The following is a 17,246-nucleotide window of genomic DNA, read 5'->3' on the forward strand; positions in this document are numbered from 1 at the left end:
TTGTATAAGAATAGTGAAAAAAGGGCATAATTAAATATATATTTCGAATTAGTTGACAATTGGTTACCAAATGGCATAAAATAGCTTTTAACAAAGTATACAAATCTGAAGACGAGAAAGAGTAAAATAGTGTACTGTTCCCCAGAGAGCCGGTATGTTGCTGAAAGCCGGTGTGCAGACGTTATTTGAAAATCATCTCCGAGGAGCCGAGGCTGAAAGAGAGTAAGCCCGGACGGATGTCTACCGTTACAAAGAACACGTATGATCGTACGTTGCTAAGTGCTATTAGTGAAGAGCTAATAGAATTAGGGTGGTATCGCGGGTAAACCCGTCCCTATTTTATAGGGACGGGTTTTTTGTGTGCTTTAAAACATTCAAAAGGAGTGATTGTAGATGAAGAAAGTAGATGTAAAAGAGTCAGCTGTAGGGAGAGAAACACGTATTCGTAAACAGTGGAACGAGCAAAGTATTTTCGAGCAATCAATTCAGAATCGAGAAGGCGCACAATCTTTTGTGTTTTATGAAGGACCACCAACGGCGAACGGACTACCGCATGTAGGTCATGCACTTGGACGAACAATTAAAGATGTAGTAGCAAGATATAAAACGATGTCTGGTTATAAAGTGTTAAGAAAAGCGGGATGGGATACACACGGTTTACCTGTAGAATTAGGTGTTGAGAAACAACTTGGTATTTCTGGTAAACATGAAATCGAAGAGTATGGAATTGAGCCTTTTATTCAGAAGTGTAAAGAGAGTGTATTCACATATGAGAAGCAGTGGCGTGAATTCACTGAAAGCATCGGTTATTGGGTCGATATGGATGATCCATACGTTACGTTAGAGAATCCATATATCGAAAGTGTATGGCATATTTTAGGGACGATTCATGAAAAAGGTTTATTGTATAAAGGACATAGAGTTTCACCATACTGCCCAAGCTGTCAAACTTCACTAAGTTCACATGAGGTTGCACAAGGGTATAAAACAGTAAAAGATTTAAGTGCAACCGTTAAGTTTAAAGTGAAAGATAGTGAAAATGAATACTTCCTAGGTTGGACAACAACACCTTGGACACTTCCAGCAAATGTCGCGCTCGCTGTACATCCAAATATGGAATACGTGAAAGCGAAACAAGAAGGTCATGTATACATTGTTGCGAAAGAACGTGTACGAGATGTATTAAAAGAAAACTATGAAGTATTATCTGTTCATAAAGGAGAAGAATTAGTAAGCACATCTTATATGCCGCCATTTCCAAGGAACGAAGTTACAAATGGCTACCACGTTATCGCAGCAGATTTCGTAACGGCAGATAGTGGTACAGGACTCGTTCATATCGCTCCAGCATATGGGGAGGACGATTATAGAGTCGTTCAAAGTGCAGGGTTGTCATTTTTGCATGTTGTAGATGAGAAAGGTGAGTATACAGAAGCAGTACCATTTTTGAAAGGGAAATTTGTAAAAGATTGTGACGTGGATATCGTTCGTTATTTAGCGAAGGAAGGCTTACTATACCATAAAGAAAAGTATGAACATAGTTACCCACATTGCTGGCGCTGTGATTCACCACTTCTTTATTATGCAGGAGAGAGTTGGTTAATCCGAACAACTGCAATTAAAGATACATTTTTACAAAATAACGATTCTGTTACTTGGTATCCAGACCATATGAAACATGGACGCTTTGGTAAGTTTTTAGAAAATATGGTGGACTGGAATATTAGCCGAAATAGATATTGGGGAACACCATTAAACGTATGGGAATGTGAAAGTTGCGATCATCAATTCGCACCGAAAAGCATTGGTGATTTAAGAAAGCATAGTACGAAAGAAACACCTGAAGATTTAGAATTGCACAAGCCGTATGTAGATGAAGTGCAAGTTAACTGCGAAAAATGCGGAAGTGCGATGAATCGTACACCAGAAGTAATTGATGTTTGGTTTGATAGTGGTTCCATGCCATTTGCGCAATATCATTATCCATTTGAAAATAAAGAGTTATTTGAAGAACAGTTTCCAGCAGATGTAATTGCAGAAGGTATTGATCAAACACGTGGCTGGTTTTATAGTTTATTAGCAGTATCAGCACTATATACAGGAAAAGTGCCTTATAAACGAGTGTTATCACTAGGGCATGTATTAGACGAAGAAGGACAGAAAATGTCTAAAAGTAAAGGGAATGCACTAGATCCAGTTGATTTAGTAAATCAGTTTGGTGCAGATGCTTTAAGATGGGCTCTACTTGTTGATAGTGCTCCGTGGAATGCGAAACGTTTTTCTGAAAGAACAGTACTGGAAGCGAAATCTAAATTTGTAGATACGTTAGTCAATGTGTATAGCTTCTACGTTTTATATGCAAATTTAGATGAGTATAATCCGAATGAAACATATGACGTAAAGCGGACGAAATTGGATGAATGGGTATTATCAAGATTGCATAGTACAACGAAAAAAGTGAGAACAGCACTTGATGATTATCAATTTACGAATGCGGCTCGTGAAATTGCGGCACTTGTAGATGAAGTAAGTAACTGGTACGTAAGACGATCACGTAATCGTTTCTGGGAATCTGGTATGAATGCTGAAAAAGCAGCTGCGTATGAGACACTTCACGAAGTGCTTGTGACAATTAGTAAATTAATCGCACCGTTTACACCGTTTGTCGCTGAAGATATTCATTTGAATTTAACTGAAAGTAGCGTTCATTTAGAGGATTATCCAATTGTAAATGAATCACTACTTCAGCCGAAATTAGAAACAGAGATGGATGCAGTTTTACAAGTTGTTGAACTTGGAAGAAGTAACCGTAATCAGCATTCTTTAAAAGTAAAACAGCCGTTAGCGGAACTTGTACTACTTGAGCATAATGAAAGTGATATGGACTGGGAATCTTATCGTGATATCGTCATGGATGAGTTAAATGTGAAGGCGTTCCATGTTGAACTCGATGAAACGAAATACACATCATATCAATTAAAGCTGAACTTTAAAACGGCAGGACCGAAGTTTGGTAAGAATGTAAATGCAGTAAATGGCTGGTTAAAACAATTATCACAAGACGAGGTACAAAACTTTGTCTCTACAGAAAGAGCGGTTTACGAAGCAGCATCAGGAGAAGAAGTAGTTGTAACGACTGAAGATGTATTAGTAGAGAAAGTTGCGAAATCTGGATTCTCTAATACAACTAACGGACAATATACAGTTATGTTAGATACGAATGTAACGGAAGAATTGTTACAAGAAGGAGTAGCACGTGAGTTTATTCGCGCCGTTCAAGAATATCGTAAGCAGTTGAATTTACCAGTAAATTTACGAGTGGATGTTATTCTTGATACAGAGGAAGAGCTACAGCAAACGTTAACGAATCATAAAGAGTTGTTGGAAGAAAACTTACTCGTTAAACAATTTACATTTGGTCACTTAACGAATGAAGACGATGAACTTTCTTTAGGTGAGACAAAAGTCCGCATTAAATTAAGTTCAGCTAATTAAAGAAAAGGAAGTTGGAATGATTCCAACTTCCTTTTTGTGTGCTGGAAATGTATCCGGTTATTTTCCGCATAATCCATTCGATAGAACCTCTAGCACATATCTTACCAAAAACAATACTGTAGAAGTATATTTCTACAGTATTGTTTTCACTTTACACATAAATATTGAGAAACTTTCACTCACCCTAAATGGAAAGGTAATAGAATTGTTTATAGAGAATTAAACGTAGATTCAATTTTTATCCATCCATTTTGTAAAGAATGATTGCCTAGTGGGAATGGGAAAAGGTTGAGCTACTTTATTAGGGGGAGTGGTTCTATGTTTAATAAAAAAATGGTGGCAATGGCGATGACTGTGCCATTAGTAATGGGAACGCTTTCTACTGTTTCTGCAGTAGAGACAAGGAAACAAGTAAAGGTGGAAGCTTATTCGCCACAGAAAAAAGCTATTGAATATTTAAAAGGGAATGCCAATCAGTACGGATTAAAGCCAGACCTTTCAGACTTACAATATATTTCTACAACAGAAACGTCAGTAGCTTCATATGTTAGGTTCCAACAAGTGGTTAATGGTGCACCTGTATTTTCAAAACAAATAACAGTTACTCTTAACGGAGAGGGAAAGGGAGTACTTGCTGTTTCTGATTATCAATCTGTTAAAGGTGTGAAGGAAGTTACAACAAAAATTAGTGAAAAAGATGCAATACAGAAATCAATGGCGTATGTTGGAGAAGTAAGTGAACAAAACTTATGGGCTCCTACAGAGAAAGAATTTGGATATATTGTTGAAGAAGGAATTGCTCGTCCAGTATACAAAGTTGTAGTACATTCTAATAATCCGTTTGGTGCATGGGAAACATTTATTGATGCAGAAAATGGAAAGTTAATTAAAAAAGTTGATATAAACCGTAAAGCAGAAGGATCAGGAAAAGTATTTTTACCTAATCCAGTCGTATCTAGCGGTAGTAAAGTAGGTTTAAAAGATAACAATGATGCAGATTCAACAGCATTAACGAACCAATTAAAGACTGTTACGTTAAAAGGCTTAGATGGGACAGGATTTTTAATTGGAGAGTATGTAACGATTTCCTCAAAAGCAAAAACGAAATCTACAAACTTACAATTTAACTATACACGTGCAAATGATAGCTTTGAAGATGTGATGTCGTATTATCATATCGATACTTTACAACGTTACATTCAAAGTCTAGGTTTTAAAAATATTAATAATCGCTCTATTAAAGTGAATGTGAATGGAACAACGGCGGACAACTCATTTTATTCTCCGACAACGAAAGCTTTAACCTTTGGTACTGGCGGAGTAGATGATGCAGAAGATGCAGGTATTATCGCACATGAATATGGACATTCAATTCAAGATAACCAAGTTCCTGGCTTCGGTAGTTCTGCAGAAGGTGGAGCGATGGGAGAAGGATTTGGTGATTTCTTAGGTGCTACGTATGAAGATGCAGTATCGACAACAGGCTACGGAAAAGCATGTGTTGGAGAATGGGATGCGACTGCTTATTCTAGTTCAGATCCGACGTGCTTACGCCGATTAGATAATAATAAAGTGTATCCGAAAGATATTACGAATGAAGTACATGATGATGGAGAAATTTGGGCTCAAGGACAATATGAGATGGCGCAAGCATTTGGTCGTGATGTAGCAACGAAAATTATTTTACAATCGCACTGGTCGTTAACACCAAACTCTAAATTCAGTGATGGAGCAAAAGCAATTAAGCAAGCGGATGCTCTTTTATATGGCGGACAACATGCTGCGGATATCGATCGTATTTGGGCAGCGAGAGGAATTAGTACGAATTAATATAAAAAGTCGTGGCATGTATAAGCCACGACTTTTTAATTTGCTTTAGAACTGGTACTAGTAAAGTAAGCTATATAGATGATAATGTGAATTTATTCGCATTCCATTTATCCCGCTTTAACGGGCAGTAAGACCCCCACCTCAAAATTCAGCGGAAGCAAAGAAGTTAGGTGGGGGATCAACTGTCCGTAAAAGTCCGATTGGTTCAACTAATAATCAGTGGGGGATGAACAAAACCCCCACTGATTAAAGTTTCACTTTATTTTTTTTCATCTTTAAAAACAAAATGCTCTTTAAATTTTCTAGACTCCACTTTTTGACCATTTCTCATGGAGCGGAAAGGGTGTTCTTGCCATGTAATGATTACATCAACTTCATCTGCTTTTGTAGCAAGTGGAAAATTAGCATGTTCAAATCCGGTTTTTCCACTTGCTAAACGACTTTCCTTTAGGGAGAAGAGTTCATATTTCGTTTTTGTTTTTGGCTCGTTGCGGAATACTTCGACTTGTACGTTATATACTTCACTGTTTCCAACATTTTTTACTGAAAATTGATATGTTTGAAATTCATCTTTTTTAGCTTGAAGCTTTTTTTTGTTTACTTTTTTCGGTTCATCAATATTCACTTGCCATTGATCAGAGTTTTGAGAGATAGGTAAAGATTTTGGTGAATAGGCGTACGTTTCATTCACTACAATTAAGCATAACAAAAGAAGAAAGAAACTAATCGCTTTTTTCATATTAACACCTCACTATAAAATTTTTATTAATATGCGTAAATCAAACGGTAAATATGTAATTAAATGGAAAATAGGTGATGCTATGATTCAAATGAATTTGAAAAAACTTGAAGAGGTAGTAAATGGAGAAGGATTACAAGAATCGTTTCATCTTATAGAGATGCATGGTGTCTGCATAGATTCCAAAAACATGAAAGAAGGAAATGTATTTGTTCCAATCATTAGGGTGAAAGATGGGCATGAGTATGTGAAAGAAGCAATGGATAATGGAGCTGTCGCTTCCTTATGGAAAAAGTCTTACGGTACTCCGCCAAAAGGGATTCCAATTATATTTGTAGATGACACTTTGTTTGCTTTGCAACAATTGGCACAATTTTATCGAAGCGAGATAAATGTAAAAGTGATCGGAATTACTGGTAGTAATGGCAAGACTACCGTAAAAGATATAATAGGAGGCATTTTAAGTTCAACTTATAGAGTGCATAAAACAAAAGGTAATTTTAATAGTCAAATCGGTTTGCCGTTAACAATTTTAGAAATGGAACGAAATACTGAGTTCTTAATACTTGAAATGGGAATGAGTGAAAAAGGACAAATTCGAAATTTATCACGAATCGCACAGCCAGATGTAGCGATTATTACAATGATTGGACAGTCACATCTAGAGACGCTTGGATCAAGAGAAAAGATTGCGAAGGCTAAATTTGAAATTATAGACGGATTAAATGACGATGGACTGTTCCTATATAATGGCGACGAGCCATTACTTTCTCAACATATTAATACGCTAGGTATAGAAAGTAAGTCGTTTGGTGGAAAGTATACAAATGATTTGTTTCCAATGAACGTACAATTAGATGAATATGGTGTTCATTTTAAATTAAATCATACAAAAATACAGTACGATGTTCCCTTACATGGAGAACATAATATTTTTAATACGATTGTCGGAATCGCTGTAGGGCAATTTTACAAAGTCTCTACAGAAAAAATACAAGAAGCATTGCAACAAATAAATATTACACAAATGCGCTTTCAGTTTTTAACCGCTAAAACAGGTTTTACAATTATTAACGATGCATGGAATGCCAGTCCTTCCTCCATGAAGGCTGCAATTGAAACGTTACAGAATTTAAATGCCTATAAGAAAAAAATGATAGTGATTGGGGATATGTTGGAGTTAGGGAAGAAAGGTGAAACATATCATAGAGAAATTGGTAAAATGTTAAATGAGGAGAGCATTCAATATGTATTTACGTATGGAGAGTTAGCCAAAATTGTAGCGGAAGAAGCAAGAAAGAACTATCATGCAGGAAAAGTACAATCATTTGATAATAAAGCCGAGATAGCAGAGGAAGTATTAAAAGTAGTAACGAAAAAAGATGTTGTTTTATTGAAAGGTTCACGCGGAATGGCTTTAGAGGAAATTGTACAAAAGTGGATGTGAAAAATTAAAATATATTTAAAAGTGCTTGCATTTTATAGTGCGAAGAGATAGAATACTCTGTAAATATAAAAAGTGATGATCAGGAAAAGTACATGATGCAAAGGTCTACAGAGAGCAATCGGTTGCTGAGAAGATTGCGATACCGCATGATGGAAAGACACCTGTGAGTGTTGCTTTGAACGTGATAATTAGTAAAAGCAAACGGTACCTACCGTTATCAGGGCTAAGATGGTCATTATGACAATTTGGGTGGTACCGCGGAAAAATCCGTCCCTATTTATAGGGGCGGATTTTTGTATTCTTTGAAGGGAGGTGAGTGACCGTGGATGATGACGATGACAACAATAACGTAAATAAATATAAAATTATTGGAGGGCAAAATAATGGAGTCAATAATGAAGCGTTCACTCACAAAAGAATGTACGAAGCAAAGCGGAAAGGTTGTATTACTTCAAGGATGGGTAAAAAAGATTCGTCATCTAGGTAATGTTAGTTTTTTATTAATAAGGGATCGATCAGGGGTTATGCAATGCGTATTAGAAAACGAGCTAGCTGGATTTAAAGTAGATGTGGAGAGTGTTGTTCAAGTCGTAGGCCAAATAGTAGAGACTTCGAAAACAGAATTAGGGATTGAAGTGCTTGCTCACGAAGTGAAAATATTAAATGGCGCAGAACCACTTCCATTTGAAATAAATAAAAAGAAGTTACAAGTTGGCTTAGATCAACTACTAAATGAACGGGTATTATCATTAAGACATGAGAGAATCGCGGCTATATTTAAAGTGAAATCTACGCTCGTCCAGAGCTTTAGTGAATTCCTTATAGAGAACGATTTCACACGTATATTTACTCCAAAAATTGTTTCGCAAGGGGCAGAAGGAGGAGCAAATGTTTTTAAGCTTCCATACTTCCAAAAAGAAGCGTATTTAGCTCAATCACCACAGTTTTACAAGCAAATGATGGTAGCGGGAGGATTAGAACGTGTTTTTGAAATTGCACCTGTATATAGAGCGGAACATCACAATTCTTCCCGTCATTTAAATGAATATATATCGTTAGACGTAGAGATTGGCTTTATAAATGATTTTCATGAAGTGATGCAATTAGAAACGGATGTATTACGATATATGTTTCAACAAGTAGCAAAAAACTGTGAGAAAGAACTACAACTATTACAAATAGAAGTACCTGTCATTACAGAAATACCGAAAATCACATTGTTAGAAGCGCAAGAAATTTTGAAAAGTAAGTATCGGAAAGAATCGCCAATTGGGGATTTAGATACAGAAGGTGAGAAGTTACTAGGGAAATATGTGAAGGAAACATATAAGAGTGAATTTGTTTTCATTACACATTATCCGAAAGAAGCGAGACCGATGTATACGATGCCGAATAACGAGAATCCATCTATTACTGATTCGTTCGACTTACTATATAAAGGATTAGAAATAACATCAGGGGCACAGCGAATTCATAATTATGAAATGTTACTCGCTTCGTTTAACGAAAAAGGATTACATCCCGATAAGTTTCAATCGTATTTAAATACATTTCGATACGGTTGTCCCCCGCACGGTGGTTTTGGAATTGGCTTAGAGAGAGTTGTTTGCAAATTGTTAGAATTAACAAACGTACGAGAGGCGAGTGCTTTTCCAAGGGACTGTACAAGGCTTATCCCTTAATAATAGGGGAAGGAATTCCGCATTTTCTCATTAAAATTTAATATGTCCCTTGACAGTTACTAATATAACCGATATACTTCATATTAATTTCAAAAGAAAATATATTCTAAATATTTAAATGTGTTGAATAGGAGTAGTAAGGTCGTATATTTGTACAGAGAGCTATGGGTTGGTGTGACATAGTCAAATGACATCCTGAACTCGCCTAGGAGCAGTAAGGTGGAACGGAATCACATTCTTAGTAAATCTTAACGGTTAACCTTCGATATTAGGTTTGTAATCAAACGATTACTACTAAGGTGGATTCATAATGGAATCAATAAGGGTGGTACCGCGTTAAGTAAATGGCTTAGCGTCTCTTTATATAGAGACGTTGAGCCATTTTTTATTTTATGGAAATAGAAATGGAGGGTTTATTCGGATTGGTCTATAAAATTTAATTATTTATATAAAATGATTCTATTAGGAGGAAAATGAGATGAAACAGACGGAGCAATGGACTTCGAAATTAGGTTTTATAATGGCTGCAGCCGGATCGGCAATTGGACTTGGCGCAATATGGAAGTTTCCTTATATCGCCGGCAAGAGCGGGGGAGGAGCATTCTTTTTAATCTTTATATTATTTACTGTATTAATTGGATTACCACTACTTATAGCTGAATTTATGATTGGACGTAGTACGCAGAAACAAGCAATTGGTGCATTTAAAAGTATTGCAGCAAATACAGGGTGGCACTGGATTGGACGCCTTGGCGTCGGAACGTGTTTTATACTACTTTCGTTTTATAGTGTTGTAGGTGGATGGGTATTCATTTATTTATTCAGAGGAGTAACGGGACAACTTATTACTCCAGGACAAAATTACGGTTCATTATTTACTGAAACAATTGGAAATCCCGTTTGGGCAATTATGGGACATTTCGCTTTTATGTTCATTACGATTTGGGTTGTATCAAAAGGTGTACAAAACGGAATTGAAAAAGCAAGTAAATATATGTTGCCAGCGTTGTTCGTTTTATTTGTTGCTCTTATTATTCGTTCATTAACACTTGATAATGCAATGAAAGGTGTGAAGTTTTTCTTACAACCAGATTTTTCAAAGATTACTTCAGAAAGTATTTTGTTCGCAATGGGTCAATCATTCTTTGCGATTAGTATCGGAATCTCGATTATGGTCACGTATAGTTCCTATTTAAATAAAAAAGAAAGTTTACCAAAATCAGCAATAACAATTGTTGGATTGAATTTATTTGTTTCATTATTTGCAGGACTTGCAATTTTTCCGGCCGTATTTTCATTAGGAATGGAGCCAACAGAAGGGCCTGGATTACTTTTTATCGTATTACCATCAGTATTTAGTCAAATTCCATTTGGTGGGTTTTTCTTAACAGTATTCCTTGCACTATTTACATTTGCGACATTAACATCGGCATTTTCTTTACTAGAGACAGTTGTTTCAGCATTAGCAAATGGGGAACAAGAAAAGAGAACGAAATTATCATGGATGATCGGTTTCGGCATTTTCTTAGTAGGTATACCATCAGCTTTATCATTTGGAATATGGAGTGATATTACGATTTTCGGAAAGAATATTTTTGATGCGGTAGACTTTTTATCTAGTAATATATTAATGCCGCTTGGAGCACTATTTATTAGTATTTTCGTTTCATTCAAAATGGAGAAGAAGGTGCTAGAAGCAGAGTTTTTTGTAGGTGGAAATTACGGAAAGAAAGTATTTACTTGTTGGGCATTTTTACTTCGATTTGTAGCGCCACTTGCAATCATCATCGTCTTTTTAAATGTAATAGGGATTATTTAATAATAAATGTTATAATATTCAGTAAAAAAAGAAGGTGATGATGTTTATGGCGAATTTGATAGAAACAGGGGAATATATAAATATTAGAGGGAAAAAGCTATACGTTGAAACGCATGGGAATCCTAAAAATAAACCAGTTCTATACTTGCATGGTGGACCAGGAGAAAGTTGTTATGATTTTTCATTTCATCAAGCAGAACGTTTAAAAAATTCTTTATATGTAATTATGATAGATCAAAGAGGTGTTTGTCGCTCAGAAGAAATTACTGAAGACGAAGCTTTTGGATTACATGATTTGATTGAAGACTGTGAGGAATTAAGAAAATCATTACAAATTGAAAAGTGGTCTATAATTGGACATTCCTTCGGTGGATATGTAGCGTTGTTATATGCGTCGATATATCCAAGTTCAATAGAGAAAATAATATTTGAAGGACCAACTTTCGATTTTGCATTAACAAGTAAAGCTTTGTTACAAAAGACAGCGGACTTATTAAAAAAGTATGGAAAAGAAGAAGTAGCAAAAGCGTGTTTATTTTATTCATCTAGCAATGCTTGTTCAGAAGAGTTGTTAGAAGCTTATATAAGATTAAGTGATGAATTAGAAGAAAAAAGAATGGAGATTTACAATAATAAGGAAGATGAGACAGATGAGAGTTTATATAGTGATGAAGAGTGGGAAATATTTTCAAAGCGTTCCAAAATTCACTTTGATAGATTAAAATTAGAGGGAGCATGTCATACGTCATTATTATCTAAAATAAAAGATGTACAGAATCCAATGTTATTAATTGTAGGAAAACATGATGTTGTAACGTGTGAAAAACAAATTGAAATATTTAATAAAGATGCCCGAAACGGCAAGTATATCGTATTTGAAGAAAGTGGTCATTCACCTCATTATGAGGAAGCAGATAGGTTTGCAGAAACAGTCATACATTTTTTGAAATGAAGAAAAGGGTGCTTCTATAAATGAGAAGCACCTTTTTTAATTTATGGATATGTGATTGTAATGTTGGGCCAATTACTTTGCCAGTTCTTTTTAATAACTCTGTTTTTGTACATATGTATACGCTCTTTCGATTCCAGAAAATGAGCTGTTGGTCTCACTTGTAAGGAAAGAACATCTTCAATGCCGCACGGAGCTGTTAATATAACTTTGTTTTTTTCGTCTAATGTAACTCCTAACGCCGTTGCTGTTTCAGGAAATTTAGAAATAGCATCAACAGAAGAAGAATACGGTGGCATATTATTTACTACGTGCATACGAGCTTGATTCTTTACAGACCAAGGGATAGTAGCATCCATATTCATTAATTTCGTTTCTAATGATTGTTCGTATATCTCATCTTTATGTAGACTATCATAATAAATCACATCAACATCAGGCATAGTCGTTTTAGCTTCATAGTTATGTAAAGTATCCCAAATTTTAGAACGAACAAACCCGGCACAAATCCACCAATCAGGTAATTCTAGTGATTTTGCTAATTGTAATACGTCCATCATCCATTCGTCGTTTTCTATTAATCGAATGATATGTTGCTCTGTTTGGATATTCATTGATATATTCACCTTTCTAGTAAATTAATGTATTAGTTCAATAATCCATAAAATCCAGTAAGCACCTGGTACAAATAGTAGTTGTGCTAATAATGTACCGAAAAGTCTAGAAATCATTAGCCAACCGTACATTTTACTCATAGACTCAGCACCATTCTCTGATTGTAAAGCACGTTCTGTTAAAAGAGCGATGCGTGGATCGAGTAGTACGGTTAATAAAATTGTAGCAAAACCATTTACAAGACCAGAAGCTGTACTTGCGTTTGTTGCATAATCTGGATTTAGAAATGAAGCGTAAAGGGCAGAAAGAACACCTGCTGTATAAATAGCAGTAGCAAACATATTAATAAGCATAATACGTTTTGGAATACCACCAATGCGTAGTCTATGAATCATTTCTAACTTTGGAAAGCGTACATATTTTTTTGTGTACTTTAACTTTTGAATGTTATTCGTCTTCATCATTCGAATGAATGAACCATCTGTTTCAAAATTTTGAATGACGTATCCAAATAGTTTTGTCAAAGTTGGATACAGTATAATCGCAAGTAATGTACCGATAGAAGCAGATAATAGAACGAGACGTATAATATGCTCTAAATCAATAGAAGAATCTAGTTTTGCTTCATCGACAATACCACCGATTAAAAAGGCTTGTAGTAAGTTAGATGTTCTAGAAATAAGCAGTACCATTCCTACGACGGATAAGGCAACGGCAATCTTTTTTAAACGTACACCAGCTAATCGAATACTATAAGAGCTAGTTTCAACCGCATGGATAATAATTGTGAAAGCCATTATAAAAATTAACGTAATTGACATTTGTTTCACCAGTTTCTATTAAAATGATTGTAACTTTTTCACTTTACCATATGTATCTTTTTTTGTAACTGAAAGTATGTGACATAGGAAAAGTAATTTTTCAGAAAAAAAGATAATGATAGTATTATAATAGAAGGGAAAGAGGGGAGATCTGTTATAGGTTACTTATAAAGTAAAATGAGTGGGGGATTGAAACGTGTACACAACATATTTATTTGATTTAGATGGAACATTGACGGATCCGAAAGAAGGGATTGTCAATTCAGTATTGTATGCATTAAAAAAGGTTGGCATTGAAGAATTACATATAAGCGAGTTAGATTCATTTATTGGTCCACCCATCCAGCAATCATTTGTAGAGAGATATAATATGAATGAAGGAGAAGTTGAACGAGCTGTTTTTTATTTCAGAGAATATTTAAAGCAACGTGGATTGTTGGAGAATAATGTTTACGAGGGTATTCCAAATCTTTTAAAACAATTAAAAGATACTGGAAATCGTTTATTTATAGCAACTTCAAAGCCTACTATATTTGCTGAACAAGTTGTAGAGCATTTTCAACTAACAAATTATTTCGAAGGTATCATTGGAAGTAATTTAGATGGTACAAGAATAAAAAAAGAAGAAATCATTGCTCATATTTTAGAAACAAATGAAGAACTTAATAAAGAAGAAATTGTTATGATTGGAGATAGAAAGCACGATATAATCGGCGCGAATCATAATGAAATTGCATCGATCGGCGTTTTATATGGCTATGGTAGTGAAATGGAATTGACTGAAGTTGGTGCGACTCATATCGTAAATGATGTAAAAGAACTACATCATTTTTGTTTAGAAAATAGTTTGATAAAGAAGTAAATATAGAGACTAATAATCCCTTTATAACGTATGATGATGAAATCGTTTTTTGTTTAAAGGGATTTTTCATATGTAATCGAATACTTATAATTAGACATTTTTAGCATGAAAAATTTGTATGAATAAGAGGAGGGATGTCAGAATCAAAAGATTAGTAGTAGAAGTTTATCAATAAAAGTTTGAATCTTCTGTTAAAGGAGGGGTATAATTGGAGCTAGTTATTATATTATTAGCACTTAGTTTACTTATGTTTGTAGCTTATAGAGGCTTTTCTGTTATTTTATTTGCACCGATTTTTGCTTTATTTGCAGTGTTTTTGACAGAGCCTAGTTTTGTATTACCTTTCTTTTCGAATATTTTTATGGAGAAAATGGTAGGTTTTATTAAACTATATTTTCCTGTATTTTTACTCGGGGCAATATTTGGGAAAGTAGTAGAAATGTCAGGGATTGCGGACTCAATTGCAAAGACAATTATAGAGTTAGTTGGTGAAAAACGTACAATATTAGCGATTGTATTAATGGGTGCTATCTTAACGTATAGTGGTGTTAGTGTGTATGTAGTAGTGTTTGCTGTATATCCGTTCGCAGCTAAGTTGTTTCGACAAGCGAATATTCCAAAACGTTTAATCCCTGGAACAATCGTTCTTGGAGCGGTTACGTTTACGATGGATGCGCTACCTGGATCACCACAAATTCAAAACGTAATACCTACGACGTTTTTTAAAACAGACATTTATGCTGCGCCGATACTTGGTATTGTAGGGGCAATTTTTGTACTTACGTTAGGGTTACTATATTTAGAGAGTAGACGTAAGAAGGCGAAAGCAGCTGGAGAAGGATATTTTGGTTTTAACGATGGGAATACTGAAATGGCAGCTTCTTTACAAGCAGAACAAAAAGATATGCCGTTGGTTAAAAATATTGAAATTACAAGAGCACAGCAAGTAATTGCTTTTATACCACTTGTTTTAGTAGGTGTAATGAATAAAGTTTTTACTATCATGATACCGAAGTGGTATCCGAATGGTTTTGATTTTTCTACAATTGGTATGAAAGCATTTGGAAAAGTAGAATTAAGTGCAGTAGTTGGAATTTGGTCGGTAGAATTGGCACTTATCATAGGTATTGTAACAACGTTATTATTATATTGGAAACGAGTAGTAACAGGGTTTCAAGCTGGATTGAATACAAGTATTGGCGGAGCGTTACTTGCGACAATGAATACAGGAGCTGAGTTTGGTTTCGGTGGTGTTATCGCAGCACTTCCAGGTTTTGCGATTATGAGAGATGGCATTTCTGCCACGTTTACAAATCCGCTAGTGAACGGAGCAGTCACGACGAATATTTTAGCTGGCATTACAGGTTCTGCATCAGGAGGAATGGGAATCGTTTTAAGTGCAATGGGTGATAAATTTATTGCAGCAGCTAATCAATTCGATATTCCGTTAGAAGTAATGCATCGTATCGTATCAATGGCATCAGGAGGAATGGATACATTACCACATAACGGAGCTATCATTACTATTCTTACAGTAACTGGGTTAACACATAAACAATCTTATAAAGATATATTTGCTATTACAGTTTTGAAAACGCTTGCTGTATTTTTAGTTATCGCGTTCTATACTTTAACAGGAATTTATTAAATAGATATTTTATAGACGAAAATATTAATTAGGGAAAGAAGAGGTGGAGTACTTGCAAGAAGTTGCTGAATTTCGTATGCCGAAGTCCGTATTATATGGAAGAAATTCGCTTGAAAAACTGGGGGAACAATCCAAGAAGTTTGGAAAAAGAGCTTTTATAGTAACTGATACAATTATGGAGAATTTGGGATATGTTGAGAGTTGTATACAACAATTAAATACAAAAGGTATTACCGTTATTACATATAATAAAGTAAATGCTGAGCCTACAAATATACACGTGTTAGAGGCGTTAACTATTTGTAAAGAGGAAAAGTGTGATTTTATTATCGGTCTTGGTGGTGGAAGTTGTATTGATGCAGCAAAAGCAGTTGCGGTGTTATATACAAATGGCGGAGAAGTAGAAGATTATGTCCAAAAGGATATGGAAATAGACAATGATCCGCTACCGCTCATTGCAATTCCAACAACTTCGGGTACTGGGTCAGAAGTAACAAGTGTAGCAGTAATTACGAATAAACGAACAGATGTAAAAATGATGATGAAACATCCGAGTTTTACCCCGCAAGTAGCGATTATTGATCCGATTTTAACACGTTCTGTACCACCTCATATTACAGCAGCAACAGGGATAGATGCATTATGTCATGCAGTCGAAGCATATATTTCTAAAGTTTCACAATCACTTACAGATGTACTCGCTCTTTCCGCTATTGAAAGTATTATGAAATATTTACGTATTGCATATGAAGATGGAGAGAATATGGAGGCAAGAGAAGCGATGATGATTGCTTCCTTACAAGCTGGAATTGCATTTTCAAACGCATCTGTTACGTTAGTTCATGGAATGTCGAGGCCAGTTGGGGCATTATTTCATGTACCACACGGTATATCAAATGCAATACTATTACCTACAGTTTTAGAATATACAAAAGGTAGTGCGGTAAAAAGATTAGCGGAAATTGGACGTTGTTTAAATAAAGATATGTATTCTTATTGTGATGAAGAAGTAGCCGATTACACGCTCAGGGAAATAAAAAAACTTTGCTTTGATCTTCGTATTCCAAATTTAAAAGAATACGGAATTGGTGAAGTTGAATTTGAAAAAGCTATTTCTAAAATGGCATCTGATGCAATTGAAAGTGGAAGTCCAGCAAATAACCCACGTGTGCCATCATATGATGAAATTAAACAGTTGTATCGAGAATGTTTTCATTATCGATATGAAGATTCTATAAAAACATTAGGTGTTTAATTTCAGAATATTCTTATAAAATTTCCTTGGAAATAGTTAAAACAAGACTTTATATTTTCAACGTAAAGTCTTGTTTTATTATGT

At 35.1% G+C, this 17,246-nt stretch carries 12 protein-coding genes and 3 other annotated features; of the genes, 9 read left to right on the plus strand and 3 right to left on the minus strand.

Going from position 1 to position 17,246, the window contains the following annotated elements; translation table 11 throughout:
- Positions 1 to 99 precede the first annotated feature (99 nt).
- Positions 100 to 339: a binding site (T-box leader), on the plus strand.
- Between the two features lie 54 nt (positions 340 to 393).
- Positions 394 to 3,495 (plus strand): isoleucine--tRNA ligase, encoded by a 3,102-nt coding sequence (ileS, locus tag MR147_RS03110; RefSeq protein WP_242303635.1) that lies wholly within the window; start codon positions 394 to 396, stop codon positions 3,493 to 3,495.
- Between the two features lie 318 nt (positions 3,496 to 3,813).
- The gene (locus MR147_RS03115; RefSeq protein ID WP_242303636.1) at positions 3,814 to 5,325 is read left to right on the plus strand and encodes a M36 family metallopeptidase; all 1,512 of its coding nucleotides are present in this window, start codon (positions 3,814 to 3,816) and stop codon (positions 5,323 to 5,325) included.
- Positions 5,326 to 5,584: 259 nt separating this feature from the next.
- Here the strand turns inward: MR147_RS03115 and MR147_RS03120 are convergent, their stop codons facing one another.
- Positions 5,585 to 6,064, minus strand: coding sequence for a cupin domain-containing protein (locus MR147_RS03120; protein WP_074607833.1), 480 nt, complete (start codon positions 6,062 to 6,064; stop codon positions 5,585 to 5,587).
- A gap of 82 nt (positions 6,065 to 6,146) precedes the next feature.
- On the opposite strand from MR147_RS03120, the gene MR147_RS03125 reads away from it, so the two are divergent.
- From MR147_RS03125 to MR147_RS03140, 4 genes are all read left to right on the plus strand, one after another.
- Entirely contained in the window at positions 6,147 to 7,511 is a 1,365-nt protein-coding gene (locus MR147_RS03125) for a UDP-N-acetylmuramoyl-tripeptide--D-alanyl-D-alanine ligase (RefSeq protein ID WP_242303637.1), read from the plus strand.
- Positions 7,512 to 7,577: 66 nt separating this feature from the next.
- Positions 7,578 to 7,789 (plus strand) — a binding site (T-box leader).
- 105 nt (positions 7,790 to 7,894) lie between these two features.
- Positions 7,895 to 9,193, plus strand: coding sequence for an aspartate--tRNA(Asn) ligase (aspS, locus tag MR147_RS03130; RefSeq protein ID WP_242303638.1), 1,299 nt, complete (start codon positions 7,895 to 7,897; stop codon positions 9,191 to 9,193).
- A 114-nt stretch (positions 9,194 to 9,307) separates the two neighbouring features.
- Positions 9,308 to 9,556: a binding site (T-box leader), on the plus strand.
- 115 nt (positions 9,557 to 9,671) lie between these two features.
- On the plus strand, positions 9,672 to 11,012 hold the full coding sequence (locus MR147_RS03135) for a sodium-dependent transporter (RefSeq protein ID WP_242303639.1): 1,341 nt from the start codon (positions 9,672 to 9,674) through the stop codon (positions 11,010 to 11,012).
- A 46-nt stretch (positions 11,013 to 11,058) separates the two neighbouring features.
- Positions 11,059 to 11,964 carry an alpha/beta fold hydrolase gene (locus tag MR147_RS03140; protein WP_074607827.1) on the plus strand — a complete coding sequence of 302 codons (906 nt, stop codon included), beginning with the start codon at positions 11,059 to 11,061 and terminating at the stop codon, positions 11,962 to 11,964.
- Between the two features lie 41 nt (positions 11,965 to 12,005).
- Here the strand turns inward: MR147_RS03140 and MR147_RS03145 are convergent, their stop codons facing one another.
- Entirely contained in the window at positions 12,006 to 12,575 is a 570-nt protein-coding gene (locus tag MR147_RS03145; protein ID WP_074607826.1) for a nucleotidyltransferase family protein, read from the minus strand.
- 24 nt (positions 12,576 to 12,599) lie between these two features.
- Positions 12,600 to 13,397: a lipid II flippase Amj family protein gene (locus MR147_RS03150; RefSeq protein WP_000028910.1), complete on the minus strand. Its 798-nt coding sequence runs from the start codon at positions 13,395 to 13,397 to the stop codon at positions 12,600 to 12,602.
- Between the two features lie 196 nt (positions 13,398 to 13,593).
- Here MR147_RS03150 and MR147_RS03155 point away from each other — a divergent pair, with 196 nt between their 5' ends.
- The 3 genes from MR147_RS03155 (at position 13,594) to eutG (ending at position 17,162) form a co-directional block, all read left to right on the plus strand.
- Positions 13,594 to 14,259 (plus strand): HAD family hydrolase, encoded by a 666-nt coding sequence (locus MR147_RS03155; protein WP_242303640.1) that lies wholly within the window; start codon positions 13,594 to 13,596, stop codon positions 14,257 to 14,259.
- Positions 14,260 to 14,467: 208 nt separating this feature from the next.
- The gene (locus tag MR147_RS03160) at positions 14,468 to 15,907 is read left to right on the plus strand and encodes a GntP family permease (RefSeq protein ID WP_242303641.1); all 1,440 of its coding nucleotides are present in this window, start codon (positions 14,468 to 14,470) and stop codon (positions 15,905 to 15,907) included.
- A 52-nt stretch (positions 15,908 to 15,959) separates the two neighbouring features.
- The gene (gene eutG / locus MR147_RS03165) at positions 15,960 to 17,162 is read left to right on the plus strand and encodes an alcohol dehydrogenase EutG (protein WP_242303668.1); all 1,203 of its coding nucleotides are present in this window, start codon (positions 15,960 to 15,962) and stop codon (positions 17,160 to 17,162) included.
- Positions 17,163 to 17,246: the final 84 nt, after the last annotated feature.

The organism is Bacillus cereus group sp. BfR-BA-01350 (genome assembly GCF_022663775.1).
Classification (GTDB): domain Bacteria; phylum Bacillota; class Bacilli; order Bacillales; family Bacillaceae_G; genus Bacillus_A; species Bacillus_A paranthracis.

What these genes read in the sequence shown, in the direction of transcription:
- ileS (WP_242303635.1), top strand. Translation starts at nt 394, where the DNA reads ATGAAGAAAGTAGATGTAAAAGAGTCAGCTGTAGGGAGAGAAACACGT.
- MR147_RS03150 (WP_000028910.1), bottom strand. Translation starts at nt 13,397, where the DNA reads ATGTCAATTACGTTAATTTTTATAATGGCTTTCACAATTATTATCCAT.
- MR147_RS03135 (WP_242303639.1), top strand. Translation starts at nt 9,672, where the DNA reads ATGAAACAGACGGAGCAATGGACTTCGAAATTAGGTTTTATAATGGCT.
- aspS (WP_242303638.1), top strand. Translation starts at nt 7,895, where the DNA reads ATGGAGTCAATAATGAAGCGTTCACTCACAAAAGAATGTACGAAGCAA.
- MR147_RS03120 (WP_074607833.1), bottom strand. Translation starts at nt 6,064, where the DNA reads ATGAAAAAAGCGATTAGTTTCTTTCTTCTTTTGTTATGCTTAATTGTA.
- MR147_RS03115 (WP_242303636.1), top strand. Translation starts at nt 3,814, where the DNA reads ATGTTTAATAAAAAAATGGTGGCAATGGCGATGACTGTGCCATTAGTA.
- MR147_RS03140 (WP_074607827.1), top strand. Translation starts at nt 11,059, where the DNA reads ATGGCGAATTTGATAGAAACAGGGGAATATATAAATATTAGAGGGAAA.
- MR147_RS03125 (WP_242303637.1), top strand. Translation starts at nt 6,147, where the DNA reads ATGATTCAAATGAATTTGAAAAAACTTGAAGAGGTAGTAAATGGAGAA.
- MR147_RS03145 (WP_074607826.1), bottom strand. Translation starts at nt 12,575, where the DNA reads ATGAATATCCAAACAGAGCAACATATCATTCGATTAATAGAAAACGAC.